Annotated in this window: 3 protein-coding genes (1 of these 3 running past the window's edge); all 3 read right to left on the bottom strand. The window is 54.4% G+C overall.

Annotation, left to right across the window (positions count from 1 at the left end; translation table 11 throughout):
- Positions 1-6: 6 nt before the first annotated feature.
- Tightly spaced (at most 23 nt apart), the 3 genes in view from BCT34_RS06500 to BCT34_RS06490 form a layout consistent with a single transcriptional unit that may run on beyond the window.
- A complete protein-coding gene (locus tag BCT34_RS06500; protein ID WP_053308782.1) occupies positions 7-972 on the bottom strand; it encodes a TauD/TfdA family dioxygenase in 966 nt (321 codons plus the stop codon).
- Positions 973-995: 23 nt separating this feature from the next.
- The gene (locus BCT34_RS06495; RefSeq protein WP_076654311.1) at positions 996-16154 is read right to left on the bottom strand and encodes a non-ribosomal peptide synthetase; all 15159 of its coding nucleotides are present in this window, start codon (positions 16152-16154) and stop codon (positions 996-998) included.
- Positions 16151-18215, bottom strand: the 3' end of a protein-coding gene (locus BCT34_RS06490) for a hybrid non-ribosomal peptide synthetase/type I polyketide synthase (RefSeq protein ID WP_076654312.1). Its footprint extends 13355 nt past the window's final position; only the last 2065 of its 15420 coding nucleotides appear in the window; its start codon lies off the right edge, out of view — the gene reads right to left on this strand; it ends in the stop codon at positions 16151-16153. Before BCT34_RS06490 ends, BCT34_RS06495 begins: the two co-directional genes overlap by 4 nt.

Below are 18215 nucleotides of genomic sequence, written 5' to 3'. Positions count from 1 at the left end.
TTTTACTTAGGCTCTGACCTCCTTACCCATTCCCACCATCACCTTGCGATGACCGCGAAAAGGCTCTCTGGCATGGGCATACAGCATGTTGTCGAGCAGCATTAAATCGCCTTCCTGCCACGTAAATGTGAATTTGTGTTTTTGATACACCTTGAGGATCTCGTCGATATAGTGATCGGGAATGACACTGCCATCACCAAACAACACATTACGAGGTAACTGGTCCGGCGCTAGACTGGCCAACATCGACTGCTTGACCGCTTCGTCAAGCCCACGCAGATGAAACATGTGAGCGGCGTTAAACCATAGCTTCTCCCCTGTGATAGGGTGCCTTCTCACGGCAGCCACATTCTGACTGGTGCGCAATCCGTCCCCGTCAAGCCATTGATGCTCAATCTGGTTGGCCTGACAAAATGCGTCGACGTCCTGCTTACTGTTGGTCTGAAACACCTCGCTCCACTTCAGATCAATATCAAGGTAATTACGCACATACCTTAGGCCCTTAGCCTCAAACTCCTCACGGATCGCCGCTGGCATATCACGATAAATCAAGCGGCTGTCCGCAATGGGGGTTTCCCCCCCAACCTCAGCGGCATTCATGCAATAAAACCCAATGCGCAGCGGCCAACTGTTGGCATACGAATTTTCATTGTGCAGATTAATCGTACTGTCAGAATGGTATTCCGTAGAGGTGTACACGTTGCCTCTGAGTCGAGTTCTCGGGGTCGAACGGTATTTGTATTCCAATAACTCACCGCCAAAGACCGCGGTCAGAAATTTTCCTAACGATTTGCTCCCCTTAAGCGTCAAGCCACGCAGCAACAAGCGACCGTGTTGCGACAAATGCTGATCAATCGCTTCCCGGTTCGCCGCCGCCCATTCGGCATCCATGCTCCCCTCGGTGAGCAGCATCATTGGCTCACCGTTTAGCGTGGTTAAGTGTGTGCTCAATTCGTCACAAACTGGTGTCATAGTGGTACTCCTTTCAATCCCGGTTACATCAAACGTTGGAATTCAATAACGCGGCCTTTACGGGCGTTATATTTGGCCCAGATACTCCGTTTCGAGTATCCGATGGTGAAATCACCCCGCTGTTGCCACAGCGGATGCGTTAAATCGGCCAATGCCGCCTGATATACAGCCAGTTCGGCCTGCAGTTGTGGCAAGGCATCAACACGTTGTTGCACTAAGGCTTCCGCCTCGCGATACAGCGCCCAGTCCAGGTGATCCAGCGCCTTCAAGCGACCAATTTGTGCTGGCGTCAGATCGTCACGAGTGAGGGTCTTTTTCACCTTGTCACGCTGCTTCACGTACAACACTTCATCCAGGCTCATCCCCAGCGCATGCCTAAACAACAACACACTTTCGTCAAAGCGTTCCGTGATCCCAACGCTGGTAAATGCGCGCTGTAGAAAGTCCGGCTGCCCGTCTTCATACCCCAACCAACTCGCCTGATGATTAGGCTCATGATAGAAGTCCAGGTAGTCGTCAAAGCTCAGCGCTTTGTCCAAACTCAAGTGGTTGTAGAACGAGATCGCTCGGCTCAATGGATCACGCAGCAAGGTGATCAGGTTGTGCTCACCCATTCTGTCTCGCAGCCACGCCTTACCTTCCGGTTTCGGGAAGTCTGGAAAATGACGAAAGAGCATGCTGGCTTTTTCACGCGTCTGCTCGGCCTGCTGCTGTGCGAGGCTGACTTCAGGCTCGTCGCCCGTATCGACAAACGTCAATCCATGTTTCACACAGTAAGGAAACAGCACAGAACTCGCCAACGACGTGCCACCGACCTTTTTGAGCTTCACAAAGACCGTAGGTTTGAAGTCCTGAACGCCCTCATCCCCCTTGGAGCTCGGCGTCAAATTGGCCGTTTCTTCTAACAAGGCGTCCAAGATCTCAGCAGACTGCGCGATCGTAGGATGCTCAAACACCGCTCTGACCGGCACATTGAGACCAAAGTGCTGATTGATTTGATTCACCAGACGGATCGCCACTAAGGAATTCCCTCCTGCGGCAAAAAAGTCTAAGTCAATACTCACCCGGGCCACCTTCAATAAGTCTTGCCAAATGCCCTGTAATACCGTTTGGAGCTCCGTACTTGGCGCCACATAATCGGCGTCACCACTCACTTTGGGCTCAGGCAGCGCATCCAGATCGGTTTTCCCATTGGCCGTCACCGGAATAGATTCGAGCATGACGAAGGCCGACGGCAGCATATACTCCGGCAAACACGCCTGAAGATGCTGTCTTGCCAAGTCAATACCATTGCTCGGCTCGCGCTCCGTATGAGGCAGCAGATAAGCCACCAGATGCTGACGCAACGCCCCTTCACCCTTGACCGCCACCAACGGCGTTTTCACCCACGCCAGCTGACCTAAGCACTGTTCGATCTCACCTAAGTCAATTCGATGACCGCGGATCTTCACCTGTTGGTCGTTTCTGCCCAAAATCTCAAGCACCGGGCCCTCTCCCGAAGTCGTTGACCAGCGCACCAAATCCCCAGTGCGATACAGTTTTTGACCCGGCAGTTCAGGGATCTCAACAAAGGCGCGCTCCGTGAGTGCCGATTGCTTCCAGTACCCCGACGCTAGACCCACGCCGCCCAGTAGCAACTCCCCAGTCACGCCAATCGGGCACAGCTTGTCATCGTGAACAACATAACCTGTCGTGCCCGGGACAAAGGCCCCAATCGGCACACTGCCACCAGTGGCCTCGGTCACCGGATACACATTCGACGTCACCGTGGCTTCCGTCGGCCCATACGCATTAAACAGACGACATCGTGTTGACAGTGGCGACTCAAACCAACGAGCGACAATCGATGGCGGCAACGTTTCCGCCCCCAGCACTAAGGTGCGCAGCGCACTGTCTGCCAACGTCGATAGAGTGGCTTGATCGTAGACCGCGGACTGGAACAAGCTGGGCGGCATATCCGCAATGGTGATGCCCGTCTGACAAATATGCTCGACCAAACCCACACGGTCTTGTTCAAAGTCGTAGATCACTGACGTCGCACCCGCACACAAAGCCATAAAGATCTGCTCAACTGATCCATCAAAGTTGAATGAAAAGAACTGCGACACTTTGTCGTTCACCCCAATCTCATGCAAAGCAATCATCGCTTGGATATGCGTCGCAATCGCTCGATGCCCAGTCAATACGCCTTTCGGCTGTCCCGTTGAACCCGAGGTGTAGATCAGATAACTTGGACCATCCAACAAGGCGGGATTACTGACCGGCAACGCGACGTGATGGCGAGGTTCAGCGTGGAAATCCACCAGCCGATCCGCGTCCATCCCCGCAGGCGATTGACCCGCCATGGTGATCACAAATTTGCACTCCGCATCCGAAATGATGTAAGTCAAGCGATCCGCCGGATAGCTCTTGTCGAGCGGTACATAGGTCCCGCCCGCCTTCAAAATGGCCAGAATCGACACGATCGTCTCCGGGGAGCGCGGTAAAAAGATCCCCACGCGCTCTCCGCTCTTTAGTCCCCGTTCAACCAAACTCAGGGCCAATCTGTCGGAGGCCTGATGCAACGCCTGATACGTCACACTGCGCTGCCTATGCTCAATCGCTATCGCCTGCGGCTGTCGTTTCGCCACCTCGGTGATCACATCAGGTATGTACTGGGCCGTCGGGACCACCACGTCAGCCCCCGACCACGTGTCGGTAAGCTGCGCTCTTTCCTCAGGCACCATCGCGGGTAAATCGGCAATCTTAGCCTCTGGGCGTGACAAAATGCTGTCGACCAAATGCAACAAGTTGTTCGCCATTCGAGTCACGGAGTCCCGCTCAAAGAGCTGCACGTTGTATTGCCAATTGATCATCAAACCTTGCGGTTTTTGCTCCAGTTGCAGCTCGAGATCATACGGTGACAGCAAACCTCGACCTTCGTGGACCTCCAGCGACGCCATGTCCAGACCAGGTAAACTCAACGTGTCTTGGTCATTGTTTTGCAACACGATAAGGATCTGGAACAACGGGTGATAACTGGTACTACGTTGTGGGTTCAATTCATCAACCAACACGTCAAATGGCAAATACTGATGCTCAAACGCCGACAGTAACCTGGTTTTGTTTTCCGCCAACAATTGGCAAAATGTCTGCTCAGGATCCAACTCCGTTCTCAGTACCAGCATGTTGACAAACATACCGATCAACGACTCCGTGTTTTCGTCATAACGACCCGCTACCGGTGTCCCCATCACAATGTCTTTTTCGTGTGAGTACTGCTCAAGCAGCAGAGCAAACGCCGTTTGCATGAACATAAACAGCGTACCACCGACGTGTTGCGTCAGCGCTTCAACTCGGTTCAGAGTCTCAAGTGGCAACATCGTTCTCACCATCTGGGTCTCGTGACCGAGATCCACTGGTCTGGCTTTGTCCAACGGCAGACCATGGGCGACCGGCAAATCCGCCAACTGCGTTTGCCAATGCTCGATCAGCGCATGGCGCTTCTCACCTTGCAGCCAGCGTGACTGCCAAACCGCGTAGTCTTTGTATTGGACCGTGAGCTCTGGCAGCGTCGGTACGCCCCCCTCTTGGTACGCTCGGTAGCCCTCGCTCAGCTCCTGAACAAACAGATTTTGCGACCAACCATCGGAAGCGATGTGATGCACATTGATCAGCAGGCAATGCGACGCCTCACCGTCCACATCGGGGAGCCGAATCACCTGCATCTTGACCGGAAACTCTGTCGCCAATTGGAAACTCTGCGCCGTCAACGCCTTCAAACTCGCGGTCACCTGTGTGTCCCGCTCAGCGTCAGACAAAGGCGACATATCGGTAAAAGTAAACGGTACGTCAAACGATTCATGCACCAACACTTCAGGCTCACCCTGAACCGTGCGGATCGTCGAACGGAGCACCCTATGACGTTGCATCACGTTGCTCAACGAAGCTTTCAACGCCTGCACATCGAGCGGACCATGAACTTGAAACGCAACGGGCATATTGAATTCCGTACTGCCCCCTTGCAACTGATCGATAAACCACAAACGCTTCTGAGCGTGCGACAGCCTGATCGCCTCCGTGGCGTCAACCACCTCTAAAGGCGGCAACGACAAAGGCGGGTGCGCCTCGCGAATAAGACCATCCAACTCGGCGATCGTAGGGTGCTCAAAGATCTGGCTGATGGTCAACGTCACCGCCAAATCAGACCGCAACTTGCTCACCAAGCGCGTCGCGAGCAACGAATGCCCACCCAAGTGAAAGAAATTGTCGTTCACCCCCACACTCGGTACTCGCAGCACTTGCTGCCAAAGCTCGCATAAGCGCGCTTGCAGCTCAGTCACAGGCGCGGCGTAGCGGCTCAAGGACAACGTCTGATGCGCCACTTTCGGTAACGCCTTCACGTCGACTTTGCCATTGGGCGTTGTGGGCAGAGTGTCTATCAACACATAACCTGCCGGTAACATAAAGTCCGGTAAATGAGTGCTCAGCTCCGCGACCAGTTTTGTTTCCAAGCCTTCCGCCACGTGCGCAATTTTCGGGTAGTTGGCGAAGCGCTGGTACTCATAGTGCCCACGACCCGCAACAGGAGGCTTCACCTCGCGATACAACACCAGATCCAAACTGTGCAAGTCACGGCTAGACCACGTGGCACTCAATTGATAACCATAACGATGGGCAAGGGCTTTTAAGCGCGGTAAATCTGCGGCCGGTAACGTCGACGCCGTCAACCTCAAATCGTTAACCAAAACCTGATCCCCGGCCGATTTGACGTGCTGCAATAACGTCAGATCGTCAAGGATCCTGACATTAGGCACACCGCAAACACCCCAACTCGCATGCTCACCAGTCTGCAGTAAACACTCAAACTGAGTCAGATCCTGCCAGTCATGCCACTCACGCAGTGGCGCCGCCTCCGTCGACGCCGCTTTATGCAACACCACATCATAGCGGTAGCGCAGCATTTCATTGTTACCAGCGCCAGTTTTCACACTGATGTCCGCCTGTTCGAGTCCCTCTGTCTCAGCCACCAGATGCTGAAAATACCCTGGGCTGACCAGCAGTTCTTCATCCTTGTAGCGCAATTGATTCAACTGTTCACGTACCTGCTGCACCGACAAGTTGGCCGTCCGCTCAGTGGTGCCCACAATCGAGGCGGCGTTGTGCGCATCCAATAAAGCAAAATGACGAATATCACCAATAAATATCTGGCCGTCATCGGTCAACCATGGCAGTAGACGTTGAATGGTGTCGTGCAAGTACTTCAGGTTCGGGAAATACTGAATGACTGAGTTGATCACAATGGTATCGAACTGACAATCTGCCGGCAGATCCAACGTCTCAACAGCCCCGTGACACAAGGTCACGTGATCGTAATGGTTGTCCTTCACGCTGGCTTCAATGCCCGCCAAAGCCGCTGCGGAAATATCCGTAGCAAAGACCGCGTCACAAGCCTCCACATACCGGTGGAACAGCAATCCCGTGCCCACGCCCACTTCCAACAATTTCCGCGGCTTAAGCGCTAAGATTTGCTCGACAGTATCATCGACCCAGTCTTGCATTTCTTGCTCTGGGATCATCTCCCCGGTGTAGCTGCTCACCCAACCCGCTAATTCGCTTTGATGAGCCTCAGACGATCCGTTACTGGCTTCGTAGGTTTCATCGAACACGCGCGACCAATCCTGGATGTTTTGTTGCGCAAGATCATCGCAAGCACGTTCAAACGCCTGCTCCGTCGGACTCACCCACGCCCAAATTTGCTCAAGCTGTGCGTCATATTGCACCCGACACGCGGCCACATCGTGGTGGTTACGGATGCGCGTTTCCACTTCGCTTAACTCAACGCGGTGGCCACGAATTTTGATTTGATGATCCCGTCGATTTAAAAACTCTAGGTAACGGACGTCGCCATCTGGCGCCGTTTGCCAACGAACGACATCCCCCGTTTTATACAGTGTCGCTTTCCCATCTGCCCGGAAGGGATCTGAGATGAACTTCTCTGCCGTCAACGCAGGCTGATGCAAGTACCCTTCTGTGACGCCTGCCCCACCAATGTGGAGCTCTCCAGGCGTCCCGACAGGCACCAACTGCCCCGCGTCATCAAGAACGTACACCGTCACGTTATCAATCGGCGCCCCAATCGGGATCACCCCGGTCTCCTCGCCCGTGATCTGGTAGTCGACCGTGATGTCACTGCACTCTGTTGGCCCATACATATTGATCACTTTAGCCTGACAACATCCGCTCTTGAGCCAAGGTTCGAGCATCTCTTTCGCCACCGGCTCACCACCTAAGAAGACGTACTTAAGACTCTGTAACTGTGCCCAGCTATCTGTGTCTTGCACCAGGGTATAAAACACCGACGGGGTGCAGTTTAAAGAAGTCACGGCTTGAGACGCGATGGTCTTCACCACCAGATCTACGTCAAACAAATGCATATCGGGTAGCACCACAGTGCCCCCCGTCGCCAACGTAGCCCAGATGTTTTTCTGCGTTAAATCGAAGCCTATCGCGCTAATGATGAGCGTATTGTCATCGGAGCAAAACCCATAGCGACGGCTGTACCAGTTCACCAAGTTCGACGCATTTGAATGACTCACCACCGTGCCTTTCGGCCGGCCTGTCGAGCCTGAGGTATAAATACCATAGGCGGGCTGATCCGGAGTGGGCTCGTTGATCAGAGCTGACGGCGCATCCTCCACCCCTTGTTCATGACTGTCCACACATAGGGTATGACAACCCTCGAATTTGAACGTCTGAGCCAAGTCGTGATTGGAAATCACTACCGAAGCCTGGCTGTCTTGCAGCATGTATTCTATCCGGGCATGAGGGTAACGCGGATCGATCGGCAAATACGCAGCGCCAGACTTTAACACCGCAAGCATCGCCACAATCATCTCGACCGATCTTGGCAAACACACCGCAATAAAATGACCCGGCTCATCGTGGTAGCAACGTAATCGACGCGCCAAGCGCTCAGACTGCTGATGCAACTCCGCGTAGCTCAATGAAACGTCACCACATCTCACCGCAATGCGCTGGTCCGCCTCGCGCGCAGTCTGCGGGTAATGGTGCAAGAGTCGGTGTTGTGGAAACGCCGCCTGAGTCGCGTTGAGCGTTTCAAGCAACAACGTTTGATCCGCGGCATTCACGACAGGCAGTCGCGCTAACTGCGTCTGCGGGGCACTCAAAATGCCATCCAGTAGCACTGAGAAGTTGTCTGCCATCCGCTCAATCGTCGCCGGATAGAACAGCGCTTTGTTGTAGATCCAATCACAACGCAGGCCGTCTTCTTCCTCATAGATGTGCAGTTCAAGATCAACACGCGCATTCGTGTCAGCATGACGATCGGCGATCGGCCCCTTGCTTACCTGCGCATCGGACAGGCGCATTTCGGCTTTGTCGTTGTTTTGCAACGCAAAAGTGATTTGAACCAACGGCGCATGACTCAAGCTGCGCTCCGGATTGACCGCTTCGACTATCAGCTCAAAAGGAACATGCTGGTGGTTGAACGCTTCCAATACATTGCGTCTGTTGCACGCGGCTAATTCCAAGAAGGTTTGCTCATCATCCAACTGAGTACGGATCACTAACGTGTTGACAAAAAAACCAATCAGGGCTTCCACCTTGCTGTGAACTCGACCGGAAATCGGCGAGCCCATCACGATATCTTGACTCCCGCTTTGGCGACTGATCAACACAGAAAACGCCGTCTGCAAGAACGTAAACAAGGTCAAGTGATGCTGGCGGCAAAACGCACTGATGCGCTTCTGACAATCCGACGATAAGGCCGTTTCGTAGCGGGCCCCCGCGAACGTCTGCTTCGCTGGCCTTGGTTTGTCCGTCGCCAAGTCATGCAACTGCGGCGCCCCCGCCAAACGCTGTCGCCAGTATTGCAATTGCGACGCCAAGACTTCGCCCGACAACCACTGCTTTTGCCAACGCGCAAAATCACCATATTGCACGGGCAACGTCGGCAGTGACGCTGAGATCTTGGCTCGTTTCGCTTCGTAACACACCTTGAACTCATTCACCATCACCGCCAAAGACCAGCCATCCGCCGCGATGTGGTGCAAGCTAAACAACACCACATGCTTTGGCTCGACGCTCGCATCAGCGCTGAGTTTGATTAGATGGAAACGACAAGGGATCTCCTGATCCAGCGCAAACGGCTGCTGCATGTCATGGGTTTCAAGTGCCGCGATCCGCTGTTGCTGCTCCGCCGCGTCAAGGTGACTCAAATCGGTCACCTGCAATGGCAAGCGATAGTCAGCAACAACCCGCTGGAAAACCTCATCCCCCTGCTGGCAGAACACACTGCGCAGCACAGTATGACGCTGCAAAATCGTGTTGAGCGCATACTCGAATGCGGTGTCATCAAACGATCCCGCCAGCTCAAATTTCCCCGGCATGTTGTAGTGATGGGATTGTTTGTCCATTTGCTGCACAAACCACAGTCGTTGCTGAGAGTACGACAGTGGGTACTGAGCCGCCGGCGCCACGCTGATGTCCGGCAATTGAGCCCCAGGGCTGAGAGATTCAATTTGCTCACACAATGCCACCAAAGTGGAATGGTCAAACAAAACGCCAAGCGAAAGCTCCACTGAAAAGACGTCCCTGATCCGACTGACCAATTGGGTCGCCAACAGGGAATGACCGCCCAAGGCGAAGAAATCGTCCTGGCGCCCAATCTCCGAAGTCTGCAGCACGTCTTGCCACAATCCCAGCATCACCTCTTCGGTTTGGGTACGCGGTTGGCTCAACGGCAATAACTGACCCTCATCGATCTCCATTTGCAGCAACGCCCGACGATCGAGCTTACCATTGGCCGTCAGTGGCAATGCCGCCACCATCACATAACGCGATGGCAACATATAGGCCGGCAATCTGTCCGCCAACGGCGCATTGTATCGTTTGTACAGTTCACTCGACGTGTGACCACTCACCTCCGGACGGTCGCCCACCAAATACGCCACCAACTCATCATGGCTGTCTGCCTCGCTTCGTTTCGCCACACAGGCTTGCGTGATGCCGTCCAGATCAGTCAAGGCACTTTCGATTTCCCCTGGTTCGATGCGATAGCCACGCAGCTTAAATTGCTCATCCGCGCGCCCCATAAACACCAGCTCCGTGGGCTCACCCTTGGCATTCATTTGCATTCTCACCAGATCACCGGTTTTATACATACGCGATTCGTTCACCCGAACAAACGCGTTGTCGGTCAACTCAGCTTGATTGTGATACCCTCGCGCCAGCGGTGTCCCCGATACATACAACTCGCCAATGGCACCAAACGGAACGCTTTTACCGCCCGGTGCCAGGATGTGGAGCTGATTTCCCGAAAAGGCGCGACCAATCGGGACAGCGCCCGACGCTTGCCCTGGCTGGTAATGCGCTTTCGTCGTCGCGAACACACTACAACCCACCACCGCTTCGGTCGGTCCATATTCATTGCAGAACTGCATATTCGGATACAGATCGAGCCATTGCAGCAGCAACCTTTCGCTCAACTGCTCCCCCCCAATGACTAAGGTATGTGCCACCTCGTCATCCGGCGCCAATAATTCCGTGTGCAGCAACGCGTCCATGTGCGTCGGGGTCAGCTTAAAGAGTAACCGCTCTTCACTGTCCATCACGGAGTCCGCAAGCAGCGATAAACTGTTGCGGTTATCCGGCATCAACTCGACAAATCCCCCCGTGAGCAACGGCGCAAACAACGTCGTCAATGTCGCGTCAAAGGAAATTGAGGTGCACACAACACTGCCCGCAAGCGGCGCCTCAGGCTCTGCATTGATATACTGTTGCGCTGCCGTGCTTAAATACGTCACCCAACCTTGTTGCTCTATCAAGACCCCTTTAGGTTGGCCGGTCGAGCCCGAGGTATAAATGATGTAGGCTAATGAGTCCAAACCGCGACTGGCAAAGACTCGCTGGCCATCTTGCGTCTGCTCAGCACAACGAGCCTGAACCTCAGGTGCGTCGACAGCAATCACCTGCCCAGCATAGTCGAACGCCTCAAATCGGTCACACAGAGACTGCTCGGTCAAGATCAGATCTGCCGCACAATCAGAGGCAATATACGCCAATCGAGCATCCGGTAATTGGGGATCTATCGGCACAAAGGCCGCTCCCGCTTTCTGCACCCCAATCAGCGCAATGTGTAACCATTCATTTCGTGATAAGCAGACAGGGATCTTCTGCTCAGACGCCACCCCGCACTGCGCCAGATACTGCGCCAACTGCGTCGATTTCTCATCCAGTTCACGGTAGCTCAGCGACGTGCTCCCATGCACCACCGCTGTCATATCAGGGGTTTTCGCGCACTGGGCGCGGAACAACTCAAGAAAACTGGACTCACTGACCGGCGCCCAAGACGCAGCATTCCACTCTGTCATCCACTGCGCTTGCGCGTCAGACTGCAGACTGAGGGAGGCCAGACTCGCATGAGGACAAGACAAGGCCGCCTCCAACAACACCAACAGACTATCGGCCCAACTGACGATTGTCTGAGGCGCGAACAATTCGCGGCTGTAATGCCAATTGAAACTCAGTGCCTCACCCAAATCGTTCACATACAACTCCAAATCCAAACGGGATTTGGCCTGAGAAGGCACGTAGTCACCAAATTCAAGCGCCGGCAAATCCGGAATTTTCGCGCTGGCCGGTTGATATGCAAACAGCAATTGGAACACGGGATGGTGACTTTGACTTCGCTGCGGGTTGAGGTGTTCCACTACTAAGTCAAAGGGAATGTGTTGCTGATCCAACGCCGATTCAATCGTGCGTTGATTTTGCTTCAGAAACGCGTCAAAGCTCTGCTCACCACACACCTTGGATGGGATCGCCATCGAATTAACGAAAAAACCAATCAACGCTTCGGTTTCTTGCTGACCACGTCCCGAGATAGGCGACCCAATCACCACCGTCTCTTGGCGACTGAGTCGAGCCATCAGCACCGCATATACCGACTGCAACACCATGTATGGTGTGGTCGAATGGCGACGACAAAACGTTTTCAAACGCTGCAATAGGTCGCCTTCCACCCTCAGTTGGTGGATACGGCCTTCAAACCCTTGCACCGCCGGTCGCACAAAATCCAATGGCAACTCATGCAACGTCGGCACATCCTTAAGGGCGTGTTGCCAAAAAGCCAAACCTGCCTTCACTCCCTCCTCTTGGGCCAACTGTTGTCTTTGCCAGTGAGCATAATCGGCGTACTGAATGGCAAGCTCCGGTAAAGCGGTCGCCTGGCCGCTCGTCAATTGACGATACAAAGTGACAAACTCACGGATCAGGATATCCATAGACCAAGCATCACAAGCAATGTGATGAATGTTAAACAAGGCACGATAGGACGGCGTGTGGCCTGGCTGATCCGCCAACTTCACCAACGTCATTCTCAGCAACGGCCCCTGGGCCAAATCAAAGCCCTGCTCAGCATCTTTGGCAATCAATTGTTCGAGTTCAACCGCTTGCGCCTCTTGAGACAAGGCGGACAGATCCACCCAGCGGTACGGGCTGTCGACCTCACTAACGATCCGCTGGTATAACTCTCCCTCCCGCTCGATAAAGCCAGTACGCAGCACTTCGTGGCGCTCGACGATCGCGTCCAGAGCCGCCTGAACCGCTTGGGGATCAACCTCCCCCGTCAGGCTCAAGCTGCCCGCCATGTTGTACTCACCGGATGCGCGTTTGAGCGTCGTGGCCATCCAAAGACGCTGCTGTGAAAATGACGCCAGTGCCAGGCCATGATCGTCGCGTTTTTCTATCGTGGCAGGGCTCGTCGTACCAGAAGCTGCCGATAAATAGCCACACAGCAACGCGATCGTAGGATGCGTAAACACCGCCGCAACCGGCAGTTCAATGTTGAACTGATGCCTCAATAACCCCGACATTTTCGTGGCAATCAACGAATGCCCCCCTAACGCAAAGAAATTGTCGTGGACCCCGACTTTGTCCAGATCCAGCAGTTGTTCCCACACTTGCGCCAACTGTTTTTCCCGCTCAGTCTGCGGTGCCTGATAGGCGTGCGTGCGGTAATCATCAGCCGTGATGGCCGGTAAGCCATTACGATCTAACTTGCCATTTGGCAACAGTGGCATCGCCAACAAAGGCACGAACACCGCCGGCACCATGTAGTCAGGTAACCGTGCCTGCAATGCCTGAGGAAGCGCCTCAATCACGCGGCCAGTGTCCTCTGCTTGAACACACACATAAGCCACCAACTGCGTCCCTCGTGCGTCATCTTCCATCGCCACCACAACCGCGTCTTCAACGGACCCAAGCGCCTTGATTTGCTGAGCGACTTCCCCCGGTTCAACACGAAAACCGCGGATCTTGACCTGGTTATCAATACGACCTAAAAACTGCAGTGTCACCTCCGACTCCCCACTGTCGACCCAGCGAACCAAATCGCCACTGCGATACCAGCGCTGATCCGCCAAGGTGACAAATTTATCAGCCGTAGTCGCCGACTGGTTGAGATAACCCTGCGCCAAAGCGGAACCGCCCAGATAGAGCTCGCCTGGCACGCCAACCGGACACTCGCGTCCCGCCGTATCACGCACCTGCATCGCCACATGAGAGAAACGACAGCCTAAATCAAACGGGATCGGTTGCTCATCCCAATGCACCTTTTTATAGCTGCTCAATACCGTGTTTTCTGTTGGGCCATACAATTGAATCAACTGGCATTCTGGTAAGGCTTGACCCAGATCAGAGACCAGCTCCGGTGGCACCGCCTCTCCACCCACCAACAGAGTACGCAATTGAGAGTAAGCCCCTAATTGATGCGTCTCTTGCAGGTGATTTAACCAAAGTCGCATCAAACTCGGCACAGCATGCAAAACGGTCGCGCCTTGCGTCGCCACCACCAAGCGATCGGGATCCGTCACTTGCGCTTTGGTCAATAACAGTACTTGGCCCCCAGAGATCAGAGGCAACAGCATTTCAACGAGGGAAATGTCAAACGATTGAGAAGCCAAACACGGTAAGACATCGTCTTGGGTAAAGACAAAACTGTGCTGGAACGCGCTCAACGCCTGGCTTAACGCACCATGACTGATCACCACACCTTTGGGCTGCCCCGTCGAACCCGAGGTATAAATGATGTAGGCCGCCGTGGTCTCCTCAACCGGATAGACATCCAGATCGGCGTCCGAACTCGGCTGCCAAACGCTCGTGTCATCCAGCAAAATTACCGATTGCTGCTGACGTTGAAGACCGTCCAAACACCCTCGATGAGAGAGGATGAAAGTGGCACCACTGTCTGTCAAAATGTCATTGTTGCGCTGAGTGGGGTACCCCGGATCAATAGGCACATACGTCGCCCCGACTCTCAATACCGCTAACAACGCCACCAGCAGATCGGTATCTCGCTCCAGATACACCACCACCTTTGTGCCTACCGATACACCTTGCGTTTTCAAATGGCTCGCCAGCGCCGTAACCTTGGTGTGCAGTTCGCGATAACTCAACGCTTGCTCACCCGCGACCACCGCCACTTTGTCACCCTGACACAAGGCTTGCTGGTCAACCCACGCTGCCACGGGCATCACCTTCTCGTCCTCAACGTCGCAAAACGCGTCCAACTGTCGCTGTTGACGGCAAGGTAGCCACGTCAGATCGCCGACTTTACGCGGCACATCGCAAGCCGCCATGTCCTCAAGCAGACAATGGAACTGTTCCAACAGACGCTCAATCGCCGTACCCGGGATCTTATCAGTATGATAGTCGGCCGTGATCTTCGCCTCATTGGCCAGGGTAATGTGCATCGTCAACGGATAATGAGTGGCATTTTGGGTCAGACTGTCCCCCACTCGGATCCCCGCGAATTCTTCCCCTTCGCCCGTGACTGCCCCTCGCAGATCATAGTTGTCTATCACCAATAAGTGGTCAAATAAAGGCATGTTGTTCGGCACATCACACTGTGCCTGGATATGCGTCAGGGGCAAATAACTGTGCTCGTCTCTGCTTATCACGCTCTGATGCACGTTTTGTAACAGGTGACTCAGATCCGCCTCATCATCCACTGTCACTCGTAAGGGAATCGTATTAATAAACAGGCCAATCATGGTCTCCGCCCCCGGCAAATCCGCCGGGCGCCCAGAAATCGTCGTGCCGGTCACGACATCCTGCTCTCCAGAATAACGAGACAGCAACACTAACCAGGCGGCCTGAAACACCACACTGACGGTGGTATGACAGCGTCGAGCCAGGGCTCGTAACGGCGTCATCAACTCTGGAGGGATGGTGATGTGGTTGCGCACCTCGGCCACCGCACCGGCCACCATCGGCAATTTATCAATCGCCATTTGCGTTGGACTGCTCACCCCCGCCAGATATGTCTCCCAGAAAGCTTGCGCTTCACCCGGCGTTTGATCGTTTAGCCAGCGAATGTAGTCTTTATACGGTCGCACCGCATTGAGCGTCACCGGTTGACCCTTCACTTTGGCCTGATAACACTGCATCACCTCGGACAGCAACACCGGTTGACACCATCCATCCATCAACAGATGGTGATAACACCAGTGGAAATAGTAGTGTCCCTCGGCCAGCTTCAGCAGCGTTAACGCCATCAGCGGCGCCCCCTGTAAATCCGACAATGGCTGATGCTGCAATCGGTCTATCTGCGCCGCTTTCTGAGCGTCATCCGCTTGAGAGCAATCCTCGAATGTGACGCTCAGCTCCGCCTCAGCCAACACCACCTGGTGCAGTTTGCCCATTTCCGACTCAAAGAAACAAGTACGGAACATGTCGTGACGCGCCACCAAGGTCGCCCAACTTTCCTCGAATGCTTGCGGGCAGACCTCCCCCTCAAGATAACAGCCCATGTGAGTCAGATACGTTGAACGCGTCTCCTCAAACATGCCGTGAAACACCATCCCTTCCTGCATCGCGGTCGCCTGATAAACCGCCACCGCATTAGGATGCGCCTGCTGAAGGCGGGCAAGATCGCCATCACTCAACTCACTAAACTCGTGATCAGAAGCCGATAACGTTCCCCCTCCTTGCGCCATTTCCTGCGCCAGAGACTGCTCAGCCGACAAGAATTCGATGATGTGATCGCGATGCGCTTTTATCTCGTCAATCATCCCCTCGTCTAACACGGCACCTTCACGTTTGGTGACCTTCAGCTGCCCAGCCTCCAGTGCCAACTCCAGTCCTGTTAAGCGAATACGACTTACAAGCTCAAAAATACTCATAGGTAAAGCGTCTCTCCTTCGTCCACACCTGGTGGGTTGTTCTTTTCTAACATTGCCTTTAGCTTCACTGAGTTCACTAACTGACAGTGCGCTAATATTGCGGCCAATGATTGCGGTAATAAGGTTGAAAACTCGGTCATGGCTGCCCCCGCCAGAGCCTGCTCTGAAGCGTGTATCCGCAGGGACAGTTGCTGTTGTTCGGTCCAATACTCAATGTCAATAAGGTGGCTATCCCGTTCTTCACCCAGCGCAGCCTCCACCTCGACCAAGAGCGGCGAAGCCATGCCCACTGCTAGCTCGTCACCGACCGTCATGTGGTTGACATAATGGAAGTTGACTTGCCAGGCCTGCAGAGCCGGTGTCACCTCTGACAACAGTTGATAGCCCTGCGCCATCTGTTGACGGTTCCTCTCTTTCACCCGCTTGATCAACGCGCCTGGCTCTGTCGTCGACACTTCAGATCCGGTCGAGTCGGTGAAACGGGTCACCACAGGTAAGCGAAATAGCTCACTATCCGGCGCTGGCTGATCGATGTTTAACGTCAAAACGTTGCGATTAACGTTCAATTGCCAAGCCTGACCCTCAGGGAGTTGGCACAACGCCTGATGAACCGCGGCCATCAACAGCTCCGAGGCATGAGTCTGGTAGGCGTCATTGGCCTCCCCCAGCAGCAGCGCCGTTTGCTCTGTCGACATCCGCATCGCTAAACAGCCAGCGGTGTCCTGTTGAGCCTTCACTGTGCGGTGACTCCCCCCTTCAGGAATGTGTATCTTCACGGCTCGTCCGACTCGGCTTAACTGGTGCATCGGCGGCTCTCCTTTGACCCTACCTGCGGACAGGGCATCCGCACCTATCGCCAGGGGTTGCGTGAGTCTCGCCAGCAACTGCTGAAGTGCGGCCACATTCATAAAATGACGATGGCTAACCGTCAGCAAATAATCGCCCCCGGATGCGATACTGAGGAACACCAGTCGAAATAACGACTGATCCTGGCCCGCGGTGCGTTCTGTCATCCGTCGCGCCAAGTCCTTAGCCTCCGGCAACGCCGCCAACTCGACATGAGAGAACATTCGCGCAACAGCCGGTTGATCGGTAGACGGCAGCAAGACGCTAAGCGACTCTGATGCCGGCTGGTAGGTCGCGGCAAGCAGGGGCTGCTGCTCCACCAGCTGTGCAAGCCGGGCTTCAACCTCTGACACCGAACTCGCCTCCGGCAAGGCCGTCAGCGTGATTTGTGTCTCCCCTGTCAACGTGGCCACACCTTGGGCATGCAGGACTTGGTTGACCCAGTCTAGCGACGTTGCCTCATCGGCCTCATCTCCAAGGTTTTGCTCCACTTTTTGCGCCAACGCCACCACCGTTTGATGTTCAAATAGGTCCCTCACCTTCAGTGGCAAACCCAGCGTTTTCGCTTTGGACACCATCTGAATGGAGGTCACGGAATCCCCTCCCAACGAGAAAAAGTTGTCGTTGATCCCAATCTCACTCACCTGCAGCAGCTCTTCCCACAGTTGACAGATTTGCGTCTGAATGCGTGTCTCTGGCGCTTGGTATTGCTCCTTAAGCAAGTCCGTCTCGTCCGGTGTCGGTAACGCCTTACGATCGACTTTACCGTTCGGTGTCAACGGGAATTGCTCCATAAACACGTAAATGTCGGGCAACATGAACTCAGGTAGGTACTCCGCTAAGTATTGATTGAGCTCCGTTGATAGCCCCGCGCTGAGTTTGCTGATATTGGTCAAGTTGGTGAAGTGAGTCTGACGATACTCCGCCTGAGCTTGGATCACCGGAGACTCCCCTTGCCAGAACACGAAATCCAAATGTTGGGCATGCGTTTGGGACCAAGTCGCGGCCACCTGATAACCCGCCGCGTTTGCCTTGGTCTCAATGTCACGCATCATTGACGCATCACAGCGGATGTAGTCCTGCAAGACACGGCTGTCCAGTTTTTTGCTTCCAGGCCAGTGTTTCAGCTCTCTCACCAAATCCACCGCCCCTTCGACCCGCCCGTGAGGTACGGAATGAAGCCCAAACAGTCCCGTGTTGTCGTTCAAGAAACGC

It is taken from the genome of Vibrio sp. 10N.261.45.E2 (genome assembly GCF_002875705.1).
Classification (GTDB): Bacteria; Pseudomonadota; Gammaproteobacteria; order Enterobacterales; family Vibrionaceae; genus Vibrio.
This window is presented reverse-complemented; position numbering and strand designations above follow the sequence as displayed.

Coding starts and splice junctions, on each gene's coding strand:
- BCT34_RS06500 (WP_053308782.1), bottom strand. CDS start 972: ATGACACCAGTTTGTGACGAATTGAGCACACACTTAACCACGCTAAAC.
- BCT34_RS06495 (WP_076654311.1), bottom strand. CDS start 16,154: ATGAGTATTTTTGAGCTTGTAAGTCGTATTCGCTTAACAGGACTGGAG.